Below are 15,915 nucleotides of genomic sequence, written 5' to 3'. Positions count from 1 at the left end.
GGCGGCGGCCTGCTCTGCCTGCAGGACGGCCGGTGGCGGCTCGACCGGCGGCGCGGCCGCGGCCTGCTCGACCGGCGGGGCAGCTTCCGCAGGGGCGGCAGGCACTGCGGCATCGGCGGGCGGCCAGGGCTCGCCGCCGGGCGCGCGCGGCAGGCCGCGGCGCACGGATCCCGGGTGCTGACCGATCGTCATCGCTGCTACTTCCGCGCCTCGAGCGCCTGCACGAGCTGCGGCACGATCGTGAACAGGTCGCCGACGACGCCGAGGTCGGCGATCTCGAAGATGGGCGCGTTGGCGTCCTTGTCGATCGCGATGATCGTCTTCGCCGTCTGCATGCCCGCGCGGTGCTGGATCGCGCCGGAGATGCCGACCGCGATGTAGAGGTCGGGCGAGACCGAGGTGCCGGTCTGGCCGACCTGCAGCGACTGATCGACGTAGCCCGCGTCGACTGCGGCGCGCGAGGCGCCGATCGCCGCACCGAGGGTGTCGGCGAGCTGCTCGACGAGCGCGAACTGCTCCTTCGAGCCGAGCCCGCGACCACCCGAGACGATCTTCTTCGCCGAGCGCAGATCGGGCCGCTCGGATGCCTGCACCACGGACTCGAAGCCCTCCACCGCCGCGGCGGGCCGGCCGGAGGCGCCGACCTCCAGCGCGGACACCTGCGGTGCGGCGGCCTCGGCCCGGTGGTCGATGGCGCCGAGCCGCAGCGTCACGATGAGTGGACCGTAGGTCGCCGCCGAGGTCACCTCGAAGCCGCCGCCGTACACGGAGTGCTTCGCGACGATGCCCTCGTCGTCGCGCTCCACCGCGACGGCGTCGACCGCGAGCGGGGCGCGCAGGCGCGCGGCCAGGCGACCCGCCGCATCCGACCCCTCGATCGAGTGCGACACCAGCACCGCGGCCGGCGCCTCCTGCGCGACGGCGGCGGCGAGGGCGTCGGCCACGGGAGCGCCGAGCTGTGCGGGGTCGACCGCGGCGGTCAGCACGCGCGCGGCGCCGAGCGACGCGGCGGCCTCGGCCAGCTGCGGCAGCGCGTCGGCGGCGCCGACCACCACCGCGACGGGCGTGCCGAGCCGCGCTGCGGCGCCGAGCGCTTCTGCGGCTCCGTCGGCGAGCGCCGGCGCCTCGTCGGCGACGGCCGGCCCGGCGAGCAGCAGGGTCAGGATGGGCTCGTTGCTGGTCATCTCAGTGCTGGTCATCTCGGTGCTCCTCAGGCCAGTCGCCGGTCGGCGAGGAAGGCGGCGATCCGCTCCCCCGCGGTGCCGTCGTCGGTGATGATCTCGCCCGCCTCGCGCGCGGGGCGCTGCGTGGCGGCGACCATGATCGATCGCGCGGATGCGGTCTCGTCGAGCTCGACGCCGAGGGCCTCGAGCTCCGCGCCGAGGTCGTCGAGCGTGAGCACCTCGAGCGGCTTCTTCTTCGCGCCCATGATGCCCTTCAGCGCCGGGAAGCGCGGGTCGGGCATGCGCTCGGTGACGGAGACGACCGCCGGCAGTGCCGCGGTGACCGTCATCGTGCCGCCATCGGTCTCGCGGGTGCCGCGCACCGCATCCGCCGTGATCTCGAGCGTCTCGAGTCGCGTCGCCGCGGGCAGCTCGAGCAGCTCGGCGAGCATCGACGGCATGACGCCGCCGCTGCCGTCGGTCGAGCCGTTGCCGGCCACGATCAGGTCGGCGCCCGCGCGGCGCAGCGCTGCGGCGAGCACCTCGGCGGTGCGCACCAGGTCGGCGCCGGCGAGCCGCTCGTCGGCGACGTGCACGGCAGAAGCGGCGCCCATGGCGAGCGCCTTGCGCAGCGTCGACTGCGACTCGGCGGGCGCCATCGTCATCGCGATCACCTCGACGTCGCCGGCGCCGGACTTCGCCGACTCCTCGGCGTGCCGGATGACCGCCTCGAGCGCGCGCTCGGTGATCTCGTCGAGCACGGTCTCGCTCGCGGCGCGATCGGCGAGGCCGGTCTCGAGGTTGAGCACCCGGTCGCCGTAGGTGTCGGGGACGGGCTTGACGAGCACGACGATCTTCATCGGCGGGCTCCCTTCTTCGTGATCGGAGCGGTGGGCACGAGCGCGGGCGCTACGGTGATTCCGTATGAGGAGGATGCCATGAGCGCGAGGCGAGAGACGCTCGACCCGATCGCCGAGGCCCGCCGCCAGTGGCTCGAGAACGGCTGGGCGGATGCGGCGCCGGGCATGACGCTCGTGACCTCCGTCAACCGTGCACAGCAGCTGCTGGAGGCGCGGGTCGAGTCGGTGCTGCGGCCGTTCGCGCTGTCGTTCGCGCGCTTCGAGGTGCTGCGGCTGCTGGCGTTCACCCGCGAGGGGCGCATGCCGATGAAGTCGGCGGTGCGGCGCCTGCAGGTGCACCCGACGAGCGTGACGAGCACCGTCGACCGGCTCGTGCGCGCCGAGCTGGTCACGCGCGAGCCGCACCCGACCGACGGCCGGGCGACGGTGCTGGCGATCACGGATGCGGGGCGCGAGCTGGTCGAGCGGGCCACGGTCGCGCTCAACGACGAGGCGTTCACCGCCACCGGGCTCGAGGACGAGGAGCTGGCAGAGCTGGTGCGCATCATCGCGCTGCTGCGGAAGCGCTCGGGCGACTTCGAGGACCCGCGGCCGGTGGCGGAGCCGCTGTAGCTCATGGTCTCGTGACGCGTCCGGGCTGCGCCCGGGCGCTCCTCGACCAGCGGGCTACCGGTGCGTGAAGTCGGGCTCGCGCTTCTCACGGAAGGCCGCCATCCCCTCTTTCTGATCGGCGGTGTCGAACAGCGCTGTGAACTGCTCGGCCTCGAGCGCGAGACCGGCCTCCAGGCCGGTCTCCAGCGCGCCGTCGAGCGCGGCCTTCGCCGCCACCAGCGCCGGCAGCGACTTGTTCGCGATCGCGGCCGCCAGCTCCTCGGTCTGCGTCAGCAGCTCGGCCGCCGGGACGACGCGCGAGACGATGCCTTGTCGCTCCGCCTCGGCCGCATCGATGCGGCGGCCGGTGAGCACGAGCTCCGCAGCCTTCGGGTAGCCGACGATGCGCAGGATGCGCTGCGTGCCGCCGATGCCCGGGATCACGCCCAGCCCGATCTCGGGGAAGCCGAACGTCGCGCTGTCGCTCGCCAGGATGACATCGCACATGAGCGCCAGCTCGAACCCGCCGCCGAGCGCGTAGCCCGAGACCACGGCGATCACCGGCTTCTTGACGCGCGCGAACTCGAGCCAGGGCCCGAAGTGGTTCGCGTCGCGCATCTCGGCGGTCGTCTTCGACGCCATCTCCTTGATGTCGGCGCCGGCGGCGAAGGCCTTCTCGCTGCCGGTCACCACGATCGCGCCGATCGCGTCATCGGCATCCAGCGAGGTCGCCGCGTCGACGAGCTCGTGCATGAGCTGGGCGTTGAGCGCGTTGAGCGCCTCGGGGCGGTCGAGGGTGATCCAGGCGACGCGGCCCCGGCGCTCGACGCGGATGGTCTCGTACTCGGTCATGCGGACTCCTGTGGTCGCTAGATCTGGTCGGGCTGCGGCTGCACCCGGTGCGCCGCGGCGGGTCGGCCCGGCTGCGGCAGCTCGAGGTCGCCACCGGGCACCGGCGCGAAGCACGCCTCCACCATGGCAGGCGTGACGCCCGCGAGCGAGGACGGCGTCCACTTCGGGCTGCGGTCCTTGTCGATCAGCTGCGCGCGCACGCCCTCGCTGAAGTCGGCCGCGAGCGCGGTGTGCCGCGAGACGCGGTACTCCTGCACGAGCGCCTCCTCGAGCGAGCGCAGCCCGCGGGCGCGGCGCAGCGCGGCGAGCGTCACGGCGACGGCGAACGGCGAGCGGCGCTCGATCGTCTCGGCGATCGCCGCGCCCTCCTTGCCGGCCGCGCGCAGTCGCTCGAGGATCGCCCGCGGGTCGTCGCCGGCGAAGGCTTGGTCGATCATCGGCCGCGCCGCGACCAGCGAACCGGCAGGTGCGGGGGCCGCGAGCTGCTCGATCGCGGCATCCGGATGCGTCGTCTCCAGCAGAGAGACGAGCTCGGCCAGGCGATCGGCCGGCACGTAGCTGTCGGCGAGCCCCAGCGCGATGGCGTCGGCGGCGCCGAAGTGGTCGCCGGTGAGGGCGGCGCGCGTGCCGAGCTCGCCGCGCCGGCGGGTCAGCAGCCAGGTGGCGCCGACGTCGGGCACGAAGCCGATCGTCACCTCGGGGAAACCGATGCGCGTCGAGTCGGTCACGACGCGGTGGCTCGCGTGGCCGGAGACGCCGACGCCGCCGCCCAGCACGATGCCGTGCTGCAGCGCCACCACCGGCTTCGGGAAGCGCGCGATCTGCGCGTTGAGCGTGTACTCGTCGCGCCAGAAGCGGGCGGCCCCCTGCCCGCGGGTGGACTGCACGTCGGCGTGCAGCGAGACCACGTCGCCGCCGGCGCACAGGGCTCGCTCCCCCGCGCCCGTGATGAGCACGCGCTCGACCGCGTCGTCCGCGGCGAACGCGCGCAGCGCATCCGCCATCTCCATCACCATCGCGTGGGTGAGCGCGTTGAGGGCCTCCGGGCGGTCGAGGGTGACGACGCCCAGCGCGCCGCGGACCTCGGTGGTGATGTTCGACATGGCTCCCTGTCAGTACCGTCTCAAGATCTATCGCTCGCCGAGCAGCGCGCGCCCGACGATCATGCGCATCATCTCGTTCGATCCCTCGAGAATGCGGTGCACACGCAGGTCGCGCACGACCCGCTCGATGCCGTACTCGTGCAGGTAGCCGTAGCCGCCGTGCAGCTGCAGCGCCTGGTCGGCGACCCGGAAGCCGGCGTCGGTGGCGAATCGCTTGGCCATCGCGCAGGCGACGGGGGCGTCGGGCGCCTTCGCGTCGAGCTTGGCGGCGGCGCGCTCGAGCAGCGCGCGGGCGGCCTGCAGCTCGGTCTCCATGTCGGCGAGCTCGAACTGCACGTGCTGGCGGGTGGCGAGCGGCTGCCCGAAGGTGGCGCGCTCCTTGACGTACGCGACGGTGCGCTCGAGCGCGAACTGCGCGCCGCCGATCGAGGCGGCTGCGATGCCCAAGCGCCCGCCGTTGAGGCCGCGCATGGCGATGCCGAAGCCCTCGCCCTCCTCGCCGAGTCGATCGCTCGCCGGCACCCGCACGCCGTCGAGCACGACCGCGCGGGTGGGCTGCGCGTGCCAGCCCATCTTCCGCTCCTCGGCGCCGAAGGAGAGGCCGGGGGCGGATGCGGGCACGACGAAGGCGGTCATGCCGCGCGATCCGCGCTTGGCCGGGTCGACGCCGCCATCATCGGTCAGCCCGGTGCGGGCCATCACGACGTAGACCGCGGAGGTGCCGGCGCCGGAGATGAACTGCTTCGTGCCGCTGAGCACGTAGTCGTCGCCGTCGCGCACGGCAGTGGTGGCGACCGCGGCGGCGTCGGAGCCGGCGCCGGGCTCGGTGAGGCAGTAGCTCGCGAGCTCGGCCATGTCGGTCAGCTGCGGCAGCCAGCGGCGGCGCTGCTCGTCGGTGCCCTCGGCGTCGATCATGCCGACCACCATGTTGTGGATGGAGATGTAGGTGGCGACGGCGATGTCGCCGCGCGCGAGCTCCTCGTAGATGGCGATCGCGTCGAGCCGGCTGAGGCCCGAGCCGCCGACGTCCTCGCGCACGCAGATGGCGCCGAGGCCGAGCTGGCCGGCCTCGCGGAGGGTGTCGACGGGGAACTCGTGGTCGGCGTCGCGCTGGTTCGCGAAGGGTGCGAGGCGCGCATCGGCGAAGTCGCGCACCGCCTCGACGAGCGCTGCGCGCTCCTCGGCGCTCGTGGGGCTCAGGCCCTGGCTCGGCTGGCTGGCGCCGGCCTCGCTCTGGCCCGCCTCGCTGCGGTTCATCTCGGTACGGCTCGGCATGGTCATGGTCAAGCGCTCGACCCCTTCGTCGCGTGTCGCTGTGCGCACCTGCGCGAATCCTTGTCATCCACGCAGTTGCATGGACATCCACATATCTACCATCCTGGGAGCACGGCACGCCAGCCACGCGGAAATCTCAACGTGTCCTGTGTCTGCTCGACGGAATAGTCGCGCTGAGCGACCACCTGACACGTTGAGATCCACAGGGCGGGACGAGGCGACGGGGGCGCGAGATACGGTCGGGCGTCGACAGCGCCCGGCACGAGGCAGTACCGGCACGAGGCACGACCGGCACGAGGCAATGGAGCACAGATGGACATGAACGGACAGGTGGCGCTCGTCACCGGTGGAGCATCGGGGCTGGGCCTCGCCACCACCGAGGCGCTGCTGGCGCTGGGGGCGCACGTGGTCGTCATCGATCTCGGCGGCACCCCCGCGGCCGACGCCGTCGCCGAGCGCGAGGGCGTCACCTTCGTGGCCGCCGACGTGCGCGACGAGGCGCAGGTGGCCGCCGCGCTCGACGCGGCAGGGGCGCGCGGAGCGCTGCGGCTGGTCGTGAACTGCGCCGGCGTCGCCGACGCGGCGAAGGTCGTCGGCCGCTCGGGCCCCTTCGCGCTCGAGACCTTCCAGCGCGTCGTCGACATCAACCTGGTCGGCACGTTCAACGTCATCCGGCTCGCCGCCGAGCGGATGGCGAAGCTCGAGCCCGTCGGCGGCCCCGGCGGGGAGGAGCGCGGCGTGATCGTCTCCACCGCATCCGTCGCCGCCTTCGACGGCCAGATCGGGCAGGCCGCCTACTCGGCGTCGAAGGCCGCGGTCGTCGGCATGACCCTGCCGATCGCCCGCGAGCTCGCCGCCAGCCAGATCCGCGTCAACGCGATCGCGCCCGGGCTGTTTGCCACCCCCATGCTCGCAGCGCTGCCGCAGGAGGCGCGCGACTCGCTCGGCGCCCAGGTGCCGCACCCCGCCCGGCTCGGCGACCCATCCGAGTTCGCACTGCTGGTGACGCAGATCGTCGCCAACCCCATGCTCAACGGCGAGACCATCCGGCTCGACGGTGCCATCCGCATGCAAGCCCGATAGGAGATCGAGATGCGTTCCACCTTCTACGACGAGGACCACGAGGCGTTCCGCGAGACCGTCCGCGAGTTCACCGCCCGCAACATCGCGCCGAACCTGGCGACGTGGGAGGCCGAGGGCCTCACCGACCCCGATCTCTACCGCCAGATGGGCGAGGCCGGGATGGTCGGGCTCGCGATCCCCGAGCAGTACGGCGGCATGGAGATCGACGACTACCGCTTCCGCATGATCATCAGCGAGGAGCTCTCGAAGGTCGGCGCCGCTTCCGTCAACGCCACCTTCGGCGTGCACGACGACATCGTGCTGTCGTACCTGATCGACCTCGGCACGCCCGAGCAGCTCGCGACGTGGCTGCCGCCGATGGCCGCCGGCACCTCGATCGGCGCGATCGGCATGACCGAGCCCGACGCCGGCAGCGACCTGCAGGGCATCCGCACGAACGCGGTGCGCTCGGGCGACGGATGGGTGCTCAACGGCTCGAAGACGTTCATCACCAACGGCTTCCACGCCGACAAGGTGGTCGTGTTCGCCCGCACCGACCCGGAGGCCGGCTCGCGCGGCTTCACCCTCTTCCTGGTCGAGAACGGCATGGCCGGCTTCGAGCGCGGCCGCAAGCTCGACAAGCTCGGCCTGCACTCGCAGGACACCGCGGAGCTGTTCTTCAAGGATGTGCGGGTGCCCGACGCCAACCGGGTCGGAGAGGTCGGCATGGGCCTGATCGCCATGATGGAGCGGCTGCCGCGCGAGCGCCTCTCGATCGCCGGCGGCGCGCTCTCGTCTGCCGAGGCCGCCTACACCTGGGGCCGCGACTACGCCTTCCAGCGCAAGGCCTTCGGTGGCCTGGTCGGCGACCTGCCGACGGTGCGGTTCACGCTCGCCGAGCTCGAGACCGAGCTCGACGTCACGCGCGCCTACATCGAGCGCAGCATCCTGGCGCTCAACGAGGGTCACCTGACGACCGCGGATGCCTCGAAGGCGAAGTGGTGGGCGACCGAGCTCGAGCAGCGGGTGATCACGAAGAGCCTGCAGCTGCACGGCGGCTACGGCTTCATGGAGGAGTACCCGATCGCGCGCGCCTTCCGCGACTCGCGCGTGCAGACGATCTACGGCGGCACGACCGAGATCATGAAGGAGATCATCGCCCGCGACATCGCGAAGCGCGCGAAGAAGTAGGCGCGCTCCACCGCGGCAGCGGTGGCCTCAGGCGGCGGATGCGGTGCTCGCGTCCGCCGCCTCGGCGTCCGTGGCGTCGGTGGTCGCCGGCCGCATCGCGTGCGCCATCCACCACCAGGTGAACACGCTCACGGCGATCGGCACGATGAGCGCCAGCAATTGCCCGAGCGCGATCCAGGGGCCGAGGACGCCCAGCAGCACGCCCGGGTCGGCGAACTGCTCGAGCACGCCCGCACCGCCCTCGAGCAGCCACTCCTGCGCCTCCGCCTGATCCATCGTGCCGGGGTCGACGCCGCCCGGGCCGAAGTCGCCGGGGTCGAAGTCAGCGCCGTCGCCGAAGGGGAGGCCGCCGAAGAACGGCAGCGTCAGCGAGCCGAAGCCCGACAGCAGCACGGTCGCCGCGACGGCGATGCCGAAGCCCGCCCAGGTGACGCCGACGGGGCGGCGCAGCCCCGGGTGGCGCAGCATGCGCGTGCTGATCCACAGGCCGAGCAGCGCGATCACGATGCCGGCCGGGATGCCGATCGCGATGACGATGCCCCACGGGCTGCCGAGCCAGGCGAGCGTCTGGCCCCAGACGTCTGCGGTCGCGCTGGTGCCGTCCTGCGCGAGGGCGAAGCCGATGCCGTAGACGACGGCGCCCACGATCGCCGGCAGCAGCAGGAAGATGGCGGCCAGCTGCGTGATGCCGAGCCCGAGCCAGGTGATGCCGCCGCCGATGCCGCCGGCGAGCCGGGCGCGGTGGGCGGCGGCCTTGGTGAGCTTCGGGCGCGGGGGCCGCGGCGGGCCGGCGTCGTAGACCGGCGGCACGTACGGCTGCTGCTGCGCGTAGGGCTGCGGGTAGGGCTGCTGCTGCATGCCCGGATCCTGCGGGTACCGCTGCGGCTGGAAGGCAGGGTCCTGCGCGAACGGCTGCGGCGGCAGGCCGCCGGCGTAGCCGGGCGCGGGGTTCTGCACCGGCTGGCCCGGCTGCTGGGCGTAGGGGTTCGGGTTGGGGACCGTCATGGCCTCCACGCTAGAGCGCTCGACCGCACGACACCCGGGGGTTTCCCTCCGGATCCGGGTCGCTCAACCCGCCAGAGCGCCCGCGCGCCGTCAGGCCGCGGCGACTCCGGGCTCGGCCAGCGCGCGCTCGATGTCCGCGCGGATGTCCGCGGGCGCCTTCGCGGAGGCGTAGCGCTCGAGCACGGTGCCGTCGCGGCCGATCAGGAACTTCGTGAAGTTCCACTTGATGGCGCCGCCGATCATGCCCTTCTTCTCGTTCTTCAGCCACTGGTAGATCGGGTGCGTGTCGGGGCCGTTGACGTCGATCTTGGCCGCGAGCGGGAAGCTGACGCCGAAGTTGCGCTCGCACACCTCGGCGATCTGCTCGGAGGATCCGGGCTCCTGGCCGCCGAACTGGTTCGACGGGAAGCCGAGCACCACGAGCCCCTGCGGCTCGAGTTCCTGCCAGAGCTGCTCGAGGGCCGGGAACTGGCTGGCGAAACCGCACTCGGTGGCGGTGTTCACCACCAGCACCACCTTACCGTCGGTCGCGGCGAGATCGAGCTCGCCGCCGGTGAGTGCCTGTGCCTGGAAGTCGCTGAGCTTCGTCATGCCTTCATGCTGTCAGGGCTTGCTATCCGTCTGCCGAGCCACGCGCATCCGTCAGCTCGGGTGGGACTCCTCGGGCAGCTCGAGGCCGGCGAACGGCGCGATGCCGTCGCGGTATGCCTGCTCGTCGGCCGCCGCGATCACGGTGCCGCCGGCCATCAGCGCGAGCACCGGCTCGGCATCGGCCGGGCCGCCGACGCCGCGCTCGGGATCGACCAGGATGACGGACACCCACATGCTGCCGCTGTCGGCGTTGCCCATCCACTGCCACATCTGGCCGGGGTCGAGCGAGCCGTGCACCTCGCGCACGTCGGCGTCGCGCTCGGCGACCGTCTCGTGACCCCAGGGCTCGCGCTCGTAGTCCCACGCGACCGGCCCGTAGCCGTGCTCGGCGAGCGCCGCCTCGATGGCGGCGACGAGCGTCGGCCAGTCCTCGGGCGGCGCGGTGGATGCCTCCTGCGAGTTGAGCGTCTGGTGCAGGCTGCGGCCGCCGTAGCCGTTCTCGGCGCTCGGGTAGAGACCGCCCTCGGGCCCGCGCTCCCACGCGAGGCCTGGCACGGCGGCGTCGATCGCGGACTGCAGCTCGGCGATCAGCGCGTCGCCCTCGGCCGCGGCCTGCTCAGCGCGCGGCGCGGCGAGCACTTCGGCGGGATCCAGCCAGGCGTCGGCCGGATAGTCCGCCCAGTCGAGCGTCACCTGCCGGCCGCTCGCATCGGTGACCGTGCTGGTCGGCGAGGCCGGGCTCAGCAGTGTGCAGCCGGTCATGACGGCCGCGACCAGCCCGATCGCCGCGAGCGAGAAGAGCGCCGCGGGCGCGGCTCGACGAGTGCCCATGCCCCGACCATGGCAGGCGCGGGTCGTTCGCGGGCACGACCGGCCCGCGAATCATCCGCTGGTCGGACGCGCGTCGTGCGCCGACGCATCCGCGACGTGCGTCGATGCGGCACCCGACCCATCCGCCGTGTCCGGGTCGAGTCCGCGCCCGACCCAGACGGCGACGGCCGCTGCGGCGATGCCGACCGCGGCCACCAGCAGCAGCCAGCGGAAGTCGATGAACACCATGGCGGCGGTCGCGGCGGCGAGGAAGAGCATCTGCGGCACGTTGATCGAGACGTTCATCGCCGCCGAGGTGCGGCCCTGCAGGCGGCGCGGCACCAGCCGCATGCGCAGCGTCGACAGGCCGACGACGACCCACGGCACGCCGAAGCCGATCGGCCACTGCACGAGCGCGATGCCGGCCCAGCGCATCCACTCCTCCGGCAGCGGCCACTGCACGATCGCCCAGGCGGCGAACGAGCCGATCGCGACCAGCGTCATGCCCCAGGCGAAGAGCTTCCGCTCCCCCAGCCGGCGCAGCAGCATCGCCGAGAGGAGGCCACCGGCGAGCGCCGCGACGCCCTGGATGGCCTGGGCGGGACCGAGCGCGGCGGGGCCGGCCTGCAGCCCGTGCTCGATGAGCGGGAAGATCGTCGCGTTCAGGATGCCGGTGAGGCCGAAGCCGGCCGCAGCGGCGATCGTCAGCAGCCGCAGCAGCGGGTCGCGCAGCAGCTCGCGGAAGCCGGCGGAGACCTCGTGCCAGTAGCTCTCGCCCTCGCCGCGCGGCTCGGGCGCCGACTCCTCGATGCGCACGGTCAGCAGCATCAGCGACATCACCAGGTAGCCGGCGACGCTGACGGCGACGACCGACCAGGGGCCGGCGAGCACGTACAGGCCGGCCCCCAGCGGCGGGCTGACGATGCGCATGCCGTTGTCGATCGAGGTGAAGATGCCGTTGGCGGTGCCGATCTCGTCATCGGGCAGCAGGTCGCGCAGCAACCCGGACTGGGCGGCGCTCGTGACGTAGGCCGAGAGGCCGTAGCCGAAGGTGGCGGCGTAGATGAGCCACACCTGCCCCGGCCCCTGCACGAGCAGCAGGGTGAGGATCACGGATGCGGTGGCCAGGTTGGTCACGATCAGCAGCGGCCGCCGGTGCACGCGGTCGGCGAGCTGGCCCGCCCAGGGCGCCAGCAGCGCCGGCAGGCCCAGGAAGAGGAACACGAGCGCGCCCGCGGCGTCGGAGCCGGTCAGCTCGCGCACCCAGATGGCGAGCACCAGGTAGAGGGCGCTGTCGCCGAGGTTGGTGGCGAACCAGCCGACCATCAGGCGGCGGTAGGCCGGTCGGCGCAGGGGCGACGGCGGCTTGACCTTGGTGGCCGAGGTTCGTGCGGATGCGGTGGTCATGCGTGGACTCCTGTGTCCTGATGCAGAGGTGGCGGGGTGGCGCGAGCGTTCGGTGTTCGAGGGGCGGGCAGCGAGCAGCGCGGATCAGCGACTGTCGGTCGCGGAGCACGCGCCGAGGGCGCGCGTCGTGGGGCCGTCGACTACTCGGCGTCGGTCGCCGGCGTTGCCGGCGTCTCGGGCAGATCGAAGTCGGGGTTCAGCGTGGCGAACAGGTGCGCACGGCGACTGCCGGGCGGGCGCTTCGCGGGATCCTTGCGGCCCGCGTACGGGTCGACCAGGTGGTGAATGGCCTCGGCCAGCGCGGCGAGCTCGTCAGGGGTTGCATAGATGGTCGCGGAGTTGACGGTGATGCCGCGCAGCCAGCGCTCGTCCCCGAGCCCGTGCCGCGCGAGGAAGTCGACCACGCGGTTGGCCTCGTGCTGCACGTACATCGACGCGATGGCGGCGGAGGTGCGCATCGACTCCGGATTGCCGGGCTCTGGCCGCAGGTCGCGGCTGCTGTGCGCGGACTTCCAGGGCTTCGACGTGCCCTTCGCCTCGGCGCGCTCGATGAAGCCGGCTTTGGCGAGCTGGCGCAGGTGGAAGGAGCAGTTGGAGGGACTCTCGCCCACATGCTCGGCGATCTGCGTGGCGGTGGCCTCGCCCAGCTCGTCGAGCAGCGCGAGGATCTCGACCCGCAGCGGGTGCGCGAGCGCCCGCAGCAGTGCGGGATCGCCGGTGCGCAGCCCGCGGCCACCCTCCTCCTCGAAGACTTCGGTGCCCGTGTGCTGCTCGGCGCCCTGCGCCGCCCGCTCCTCGGTCATGCTCAGATCAAACCACGCTGCATGCTCAGCTCTGCGCGCACGCGGTCGTAGTAGCGCTGCGAGTCGTCGCGCTCGAGGCGCGTGCGGTTGCGTCGCTCTTCGACGGCGGCGTCGACCGCAGCGATGCTGCGTGCGATGCGGCTGGTGCGTCCCATGGGATGCCTCCTCGGTCGGGGCCGGCGGGTCTTGGTGTGCCGACGTTTGAAAGACTACTTTCAAAGCGCACGCTTCGCAAGAGTTATTTCAAAAGGTTTGCTTCGGCGTGTCGCGCCTGCGCGATTGCGACTGCGATTGCTTCACGCTTGACTTATATAAGCGACGGTGCAAGCATGGGCGCATGCACGCCCTCGATGTCCTCGGCGATCCGGTGCGGCGACGCATCCTCGAGCTGCTCACCGACGGTGAGGCCAGCGCCGGCGCGATCGCGACCGTGATCGGCGACGAGTTCGGCATCAGCCAGCCCGCCGTCAGCCAGCACCTGCGGGTGCTGCGGGAGCAGGGCTTCGCGACGGTGCGGCCAGAGGGGCAGCGGCGGCTCTACGCCGTCGACCCGTCCGGCCCGCGCGAGGCCCGCGAGTGGCTGAGCGCCTTCGACGGGTTCTGGATGCCCAAGCTCGCCGCCCTCGATACCGAGCTCGCCCGCGGCCGCCGGCAGCGCCGGCTGCAGGCGGCGACAGATGCAGCGCGGGAGGCGGCCAAGCGCAAGCGCGCGACCGCGTCGGCGGACGCACCCGGGCCACCCGAGGCACCCGACGACGGCAAGCAGAGCAAGGGTCGCGATGGCGCGGCCGAGAACGAGAGTGAGGAGTAGACGATGGTGGATGTGCTGGGACAGCTGGGCGCGGTGAGCCGCGGCGTGCGCAGCGAGGTGATCGACGGCGAGCCCTCGAGCGTGCAGACGCTCGAGCAGACCTACCCCTCGCCGATCGCCGACGTGTGGGATGCGGTGACCGACCCCGAGCGGATCGCGCGCTGGTTCATGCCGGTGTCGGGCGAGCTGCGGCTCGGCGGCCGATACCAGCTCGAGGGCAATGCCGGCGGCGAGGTGCTCGAATGCGAGCCGCCCGCAGGCGACTCCGCCCGCTACCGCGTGACGTGGGAGTTCGGCGGCGGCGTGACGTGGCTGACCGTGCGGCTCGCGGCCGCCGGCGAGGGCACCCGGCTCGAGCTCGAGCACGTCGCGCGCGACGCGGATGTGCCGGCCGAGATGGGCGAGATGTTCGGCCCGGGCGCGACCGGGGTGGGCTGGGACGGCGGCCTGCTGGGGCTCGCGCTGCACCTGGCAGACCAGCCGGGCGCCGGCCTGAAGCCCGACGAGCTCGAGGCCTGGGCCGCGAGCGACGAGGGCAAGGCGTTCTACCGGGGCGCTGCGGATGCGTGGGGCGCGGCCTCGGTCGCGAACGGCACCGAGGCGGCCGCCGCGCAGCGGCAGGCGGATGCGACCTTCGGCTTCTACACCGGCACGGCCGGCGGCAGCGAGGGCGACGAGGGCTGAGTGCCGCACGCCGCTGCGAGGCGAGCCGTGGCTGGACGAGACACGAGGAGGGGCGAGCCGGCTGCGTGCCGGCCCGCCGCTCGCCTCTCGGCTGTGCGGCTCAGATGAGCCGGGTCATGCCGCGGACCTCGTTGCGCAGGTCCTCCTGATGCTCCATGATCCGCTTGGCTTCGATGCTGAGCGTGTGGCGCTGCAGCCACGTCTGTCGCTGGTCGGCCTGACGGGTGGTGCGCATTCCGCGTGCCATGGTGCTGCCTCTTCCGGTGCTCGTCCCGGCCACGGCTCTCGTCGCCGGCTCCGAAGCATCCGGGGCACGCCGCCTCGGCCTCAGTCAGCCCGTCTCGAACACTTCTCGCTCATTCCAGCACGGGCCACCCACACGGGAGTTGGCCGCGGCCAGCGGGGTCGCCGAAGCCGGTGACGACGCACTCGTGCCGCCATCCGTCGCCGAGGTCGAAGACGTACGCGAAGCGCTCGCCGACCGCGAGGCGCTGCCTGACGCGGTCGCGCATCGACGCGGTGCGCTGGATCGGACCCCAGGGCTCGGAAGCGAGTTCCCTCGCCCAGTCGTCCTCCACCACCTGCGTGCCGTCGGCGAGCTCGAACATGCGCGCGTGCGACAGGTCCCAGCGCGCGAACGCCGCATCGATCGCCAACGCCAGCTGTCCGAACGTGGTGCCGGTCGGGCAGATCATCGCCCTGCCCGCCGGATGCTCGACATCCAGGTGCGCCCCGCCAACCAGCTGCACGTCGATCGTCTGCCATCGCCTCGCCATGCGGCCAGCGTAGGCAGGTGCGTGGGCCGCGTCGAGCGCTACCGCACCGCCACGGTGAGCATGATCACCGCATCCGTCTCGGCGTCGAGCGCGTGCATGGCGTCCGGCAGATCGATCCAGTCGCCGGCGCCCAGCTCGACCGCCTGCTCCTCCCATCGCAGCCGCACGCGCCCCTCGAGCACCTGCAGCGTCGCCTCGCCGGGCGCCACGTGGTCGTCGAGGCCGCGGCCGTGCCGCAGCGCCATCACCGTCTGCCGCAGTCGCACGTCGCGGCCCGAGCGGATCGACCTCGCCGCCCGGCCGCTCGACGCATCGCGGGCGGTGGCGAGCAGCTCCTGGGCGAGCGTCGGCAGGTTCTCGAGCTCCATGTCCCCAGCATGCCCGGCCGCGCCCATTCGGCCTAGCCTCGTTGACATGACGACGGATGCGACCGGCCGGTCTCCGAGGGTCCTGGCCGACACGAGTGCTCTCGGCGAGCGCGCCGCAGCCCCCGACGAGCGCGGGGCGGTGTGGCGGCTGGCGGAGCCGACCCGGCACCTCGACGCGAACGTGATCGCGGTGCCGCCGGGCGCATCCATCGACCCGCATGTCGGGCCGGAGGAGGACGTGCTCTGGCACGTGGTCGCGGGCTCGGGCACGCTCGCCACCGACGCAGGTGCGATCGCCCTCTCCCCCGGCGCGATCGTCTGGCTGCCGCGGCGCTCGAGCCGCGCGGTCGTGGCCGGCGACGAGGGCCTGCGCTACCTCTCCGTGCACCGCCGCAAGAGCGGGCTGCAGATCGGCCGCCGGCCGGACTGAGTCCGCTCGCGCGCCCACGCGCAAGCGATCGACCGTGACGCGCCAGAATGCGCTGATCCCTTGCGCCAGGGGCACAAACGCGCGCGGTCTCGCCGATAGATTGCGAGGTACGCGCCCGCCGCGCCCGAGCCGC

20 protein-coding genes are annotated in these 15,915 nt (G+C 72.8%); 6 read left to right on the top strand and 14 right to left on the bottom strand.

Translation table 11 applies throughout. The features are described from left to right. Window positions 1–197 precede the first annotated feature (197 nt). Both BM288_RS08015 and BM288_RS08010 read right to left on the bottom strand, forming a co-directional pair. Window positions 198–1,184, bottom strand: coding sequence for an electron transfer flavoprotein subunit alpha/FixB family protein (locus BM288_RS08015; RefSeq protein WP_092917853.1), 987 nt, complete (start codon window positions 1,182–1,184; stop codon window positions 198–200). Window positions 1,185–1,210: 26 nt separating this feature from the next. After that, the gene (locus tag BM288_RS08010) at window positions 1,211–2,023 is read right to left on the bottom strand and encodes an electron transfer flavoprotein subunit beta/FixA family protein (RefSeq protein WP_092917585.1); all 813 of its coding nucleotides are present in this window, start codon (window positions 2,021–2,023) and stop codon (window positions 1,211–1,213) included. A 78-nt stretch (window positions 2,024–2,101) separates the two neighbouring features. On the opposite strand from BM288_RS08010, the gene BM288_RS08005 reads away from it, so the two are divergent. Beyond that, on the top strand, window positions 2,102–2,635 hold the full coding sequence (locus BM288_RS08005) for a MarR family winged helix-turn-helix transcriptional regulator (RefSeq protein WP_092917582.1): 534 nt from the start codon (window positions 2,102–2,104) through the stop codon (window positions 2,633–2,635). 54 nt (window positions 2,636–2,689) lie between these two features. Here BM288_RS08005 and BM288_RS08000 read toward each other — a convergent pair whose 3' ends face one another. The 3 genes from BM288_RS08000 to BM288_RS07990 are packed head-to-tail and all read right to left on the bottom strand — an operon-like array spanning window position 2,690 to window position 5,892. Further along, window positions 2,690–3,466: an enoyl-CoA hydratase-related protein gene (locus BM288_RS08000; protein ID WP_092917580.1), complete on the bottom strand. Its 777-nt coding sequence runs from the start codon at window positions 3,464–3,466 to the stop codon at window positions 2,690–2,692. 17 nt (window positions 3,467–3,483) lie between these two features. Beyond that, window positions 3,484–4,569, bottom strand: coding sequence for an enoyl-CoA hydratase/isomerase family protein (locus BM288_RS07995; RefSeq protein ID WP_092917577.1), 1,086 nt, complete (start codon window positions 4,567–4,569; stop codon window positions 3,484–3,486). Window positions 4,570–4,596: 27 nt separating this feature from the next. Then, window positions 4,597–5,892, bottom strand: a complete 1,296-nt coding sequence (locus tag BM288_RS07990) for an acyl-CoA dehydrogenase family protein (RefSeq protein WP_404799688.1) — start codon at window positions 5,890–5,892, stop codon at window positions 4,597–4,599. Between the two features lie 264 nt (window positions 5,893–6,156). Between BM288_RS07990 and BM288_RS07985 the strand changes: the two genes are divergently transcribed. Further along, on the top strand, window positions 6,157–6,927 hold the full coding sequence (locus tag BM288_RS07985; RefSeq protein WP_092917575.1) for an SDR family NAD(P)-dependent oxidoreductase: 771 nt from the start codon (window positions 6,157–6,159) through the stop codon (window positions 6,925–6,927). A gap of 9 nt (window positions 6,928–6,936) precedes the next feature. After that, window positions 6,937–8,097 (top strand): acyl-CoA dehydrogenase family protein, encoded by a 1,161-nt coding sequence (locus tag BM288_RS07980; RefSeq protein WP_092917573.1) that lies wholly within the window; start codon window positions 6,937–6,939, stop codon window positions 8,095–8,097. 27 nt (window positions 8,098–8,124) lie between these two features. Here BM288_RS07980 and BM288_RS07975 read toward each other — a convergent pair whose 3' ends face one another. The 6 genes from BM288_RS07975 to BM288_RS14475 all read right to left on the bottom strand — a co-directional run bounded on the left by BM288_RS07975 (window position 8,125) and on the right by BM288_RS14475 (window position 12,868). Then, complete coding sequence (locus BM288_RS07975; protein WP_092917571.1) at window positions 8,125–9,102, bottom strand: hypothetical protein; 978 nt, start codon at window positions 9,100–9,102, stop codon at window positions 8,125–8,127. A gap of 90 nt (window positions 9,103–9,192) precedes the next feature. Next, window positions 9,193–9,693 (bottom strand): glutathione peroxidase, encoded by a 501-nt coding sequence (locus tag BM288_RS07970; RefSeq protein ID WP_092917569.1) that lies wholly within the window; start codon window positions 9,691–9,693, stop codon window positions 9,193–9,195. 51 nt (window positions 9,694–9,744) lie between these two features. Further along, on the bottom strand, window positions 9,745–10,524 hold the full coding sequence (locus BM288_RS07965; RefSeq protein WP_092917567.1) for a hypothetical protein: 780 nt from the start codon (window positions 10,522–10,524) through the stop codon (window positions 9,745–9,747). Between the two features lie 51 nt (window positions 10,525–10,575). Further along, the gene (locus BM288_RS07960; RefSeq protein ID WP_092917565.1) at window positions 10,576–11,910 is read right to left on the bottom strand and encodes an MFS transporter; all 1,335 of its coding nucleotides are present in this window, start codon (window positions 11,908–11,910) and stop codon (window positions 10,576–10,578) included. Between the two features lie 140 nt (window positions 11,911–12,050). Further along, window positions 12,051–12,713: an ArsR/SmtB family transcription factor gene (locus BM288_RS07955; protein ID WP_092917563.1), complete on the bottom strand. Its 663-nt coding sequence runs from the start codon at window positions 12,711–12,713 to the stop codon at window positions 12,051–12,053. Window positions 12,714–12,715: 2 nt separating this feature from the next. Beyond that, window positions 12,716–12,868 (bottom strand): hypothetical protein, encoded by a 153-nt coding sequence (locus BM288_RS14475; protein WP_177220302.1) that lies wholly within the window; start codon window positions 12,866–12,868, stop codon window positions 12,716–12,718. Window positions 12,869–13,050: 182 nt separating this feature from the next. On the opposite strand from BM288_RS14475, the gene BM288_RS07950 reads away from it, so the two are divergent. Beyond that, window positions 13,051–13,524: an ArsR/SmtB family transcription factor gene (locus BM288_RS07950; RefSeq protein WP_092917561.1), complete on the top strand. Its 474-nt coding sequence runs from the start codon at window positions 13,051–13,053 to the stop codon at window positions 13,522–13,524. Between the two features lie 3 nt (window positions 13,525–13,527). Beyond that, on the top strand, window positions 13,528–14,208 hold the full coding sequence (locus BM288_RS07945) for an SRPBCC family protein (RefSeq protein WP_092917559.1): 681 nt from the start codon (window positions 13,528–13,530) through the stop codon (window positions 14,206–14,208). Window positions 14,209–14,308: 100 nt separating this feature from the next. On the opposite strand, the gene BM288_RS14645 is transcribed toward BM288_RS07945, so the two are convergent. The 3 genes from BM288_RS14645 to BM288_RS07935 form a co-directional block, all read right to left on the bottom strand. After that, window positions 14,309–14,443 (bottom strand): hypothetical protein, encoded by a 135-nt coding sequence (locus BM288_RS14645; protein WP_318255409.1) that lies wholly within the window; start codon window positions 14,441–14,443, stop codon window positions 14,309–14,311. A gap of 121 nt (window positions 14,444–14,564) precedes the next feature. Next, window positions 14,565–14,984 carry an IS1096 element passenger TnpR family protein gene (locus tag BM288_RS07940; RefSeq protein ID WP_092917557.1) on the bottom strand — a complete coding sequence of 140 codons (420 nt, stop codon included), beginning with the start codon at window positions 14,982–14,984 and terminating at the stop codon, window positions 14,565–14,567. A 38-nt stretch (window positions 14,985–15,022) separates the two neighbouring features. Next, the gene (locus BM288_RS07935; RefSeq protein WP_092917555.1) at window positions 15,023–15,352 is read right to left on the bottom strand and encodes a cupin domain-containing protein; all 330 of its coding nucleotides are present in this window, start codon (window positions 15,350–15,352) and stop codon (window positions 15,023–15,025) included. 46 nt (window positions 15,353–15,398) lie between these two features. Between BM288_RS07935 and BM288_RS07930 the strand changes: the two genes are divergently transcribed. Then, the gene (locus tag BM288_RS07930) at window positions 15,399–15,782 is read left to right on the top strand and encodes a cupin domain-containing protein (RefSeq protein ID WP_092917553.1); all 384 of its coding nucleotides are present in this window, start codon (window positions 15,399–15,401) and stop codon (window positions 15,780–15,782) included. Window positions 15,783–15,915: the final 133 nt, after the last annotated feature.

This window comes from Agrococcus baldri (assembly GCA_900114805.1).
Lineage (GTDB): Bacteria > Actinomycetota > Actinomycetes > Actinomycetales > Microbacteriaceae > Agrococcus > Agrococcus baldri.
This window is presented reverse-complemented; position numbering and strand designations above follow the sequence as displayed.

What these genes read in the sequence shown, in the direction of transcription:
- BM288_RS08015 (WP_092917853.1), bottom strand. Translation starts at nt 1,184, where the DNA reads ATGACCAGCAACGAGCCCATCCTGACCCTGCTGCTCGCCGGGCCGGCC.
- BM288_RS08010 (WP_092917585.1), bottom strand. Translation starts at nt 2,023, where the DNA reads ATGAAGATCGTCGTGCTCGTCAAGCCCGTCCCCGACACCTACGGCGAC.
- BM288_RS08005 (WP_092917582.1), top strand. Translation starts at nt 2,102, where the DNA reads ATGAGCGCGAGGCGAGAGACGCTCGACCCGATCGCCGAGGCCCGCCGC.
- BM288_RS08000 (WP_092917580.1), bottom strand. Translation starts at nt 3,466, where the DNA reads ATGACCGAGTACGAGACCATCCGCGTCGAGCGCCGGGGCCGCGTCGCC.
- BM288_RS07995 (WP_092917577.1), bottom strand. Translation starts at nt 4,569, where the DNA reads ATGTCGAACATCACCACCGAGGTCCGCGGCGCGCTGGGCGTCGTCACC.
- BM288_RS07985 (WP_092917575.1), top strand. Translation starts at nt 6,157, where the DNA reads ATGGACATGAACGGACAGGTGGCGCTCGTCACCGGTGGAGCATCGGGG.
- BM288_RS07980 (WP_092917573.1), top strand. Translation starts at nt 6,937, where the DNA reads ATGCGTTCCACCTTCTACGACGAGGACCACGAGGCGTTCCGCGAGACC.
- BM288_RS07975 (WP_092917571.1), bottom strand. Translation starts at nt 9,102, where the DNA reads ATGACGGTCCCCAACCCGAACCCCTACGCCCAGCAGCCGGGCCAGCCG.
- BM288_RS07970 (WP_092917569.1), bottom strand. Translation starts at nt 9,693, where the DNA reads ATGACGAAGCTCAGCGACTTCCAGGCACAGGCACTCACCGGCGGCGAG.
- BM288_RS07965 (WP_092917567.1), bottom strand. Translation starts at nt 10,524, where the DNA reads ATGGGCACTCGTCGAGCCGCGCCCGCGGCGCTCTTCTCGCTCGCGGCG.
- BM288_RS07960 (WP_092917565.1), bottom strand. Translation starts at nt 11,910, where the DNA reads ATGACCACCGCATCCGCACGAACCTCGGCCACCAAGGTCAAGCCGCCG.
- BM288_RS07955 (WP_092917563.1), bottom strand. Translation starts at nt 12,713, where the DNA reads ATGACCGAGGAGCGGGCGGCGCAGGGCGCCGAGCAGCACACGGGCACC.
- BM288_RS14475 (WP_177220302.1), bottom strand. Translation starts at nt 12,868, where the DNA reads ATGGGACGCACCAGCCGCATCGCACGCAGCATCGCTGCGGTCGACGCC.
- BM288_RS07950 (WP_092917561.1), top strand. Translation starts at nt 13,051, where the DNA reads ATGCACGCCCTCGATGTCCTCGGCGATCCGGTGCGGCGACGCATCCTC.
- BM288_RS07945 (WP_092917559.1), top strand. Translation starts at nt 13,528, where the DNA reads ATGGTGGATGTGCTGGGACAGCTGGGCGCGGTGAGCCGCGGCGTGCGC.
- BM288_RS14645 (WP_318255409.1), bottom strand. Translation starts at nt 14,443, where the DNA reads ATGCGCACCACCCGTCAGGCCGACCAGCGACAGACGTGGCTGCAGCGC.
- BM288_RS07940 (WP_092917557.1), bottom strand. Translation starts at nt 14,984, where the DNA reads ATGGCGAGGCGATGGCAGACGATCGACGTGCAGCTGGTTGGCGGGGCG.
- BM288_RS07935 (WP_092917555.1), bottom strand. Translation starts at nt 15,352, where the DNA reads ATGGAGCTCGAGAACCTGCCGACGCTCGCCCAGGAGCTGCTCGCCACC.
- BM288_RS07930 (WP_092917553.1), top strand. Translation starts at nt 15,399, where the DNA reads ATGACGACGGATGCGACCGGCCGGTCTCCGAGGGTCCTGGCCGACACG.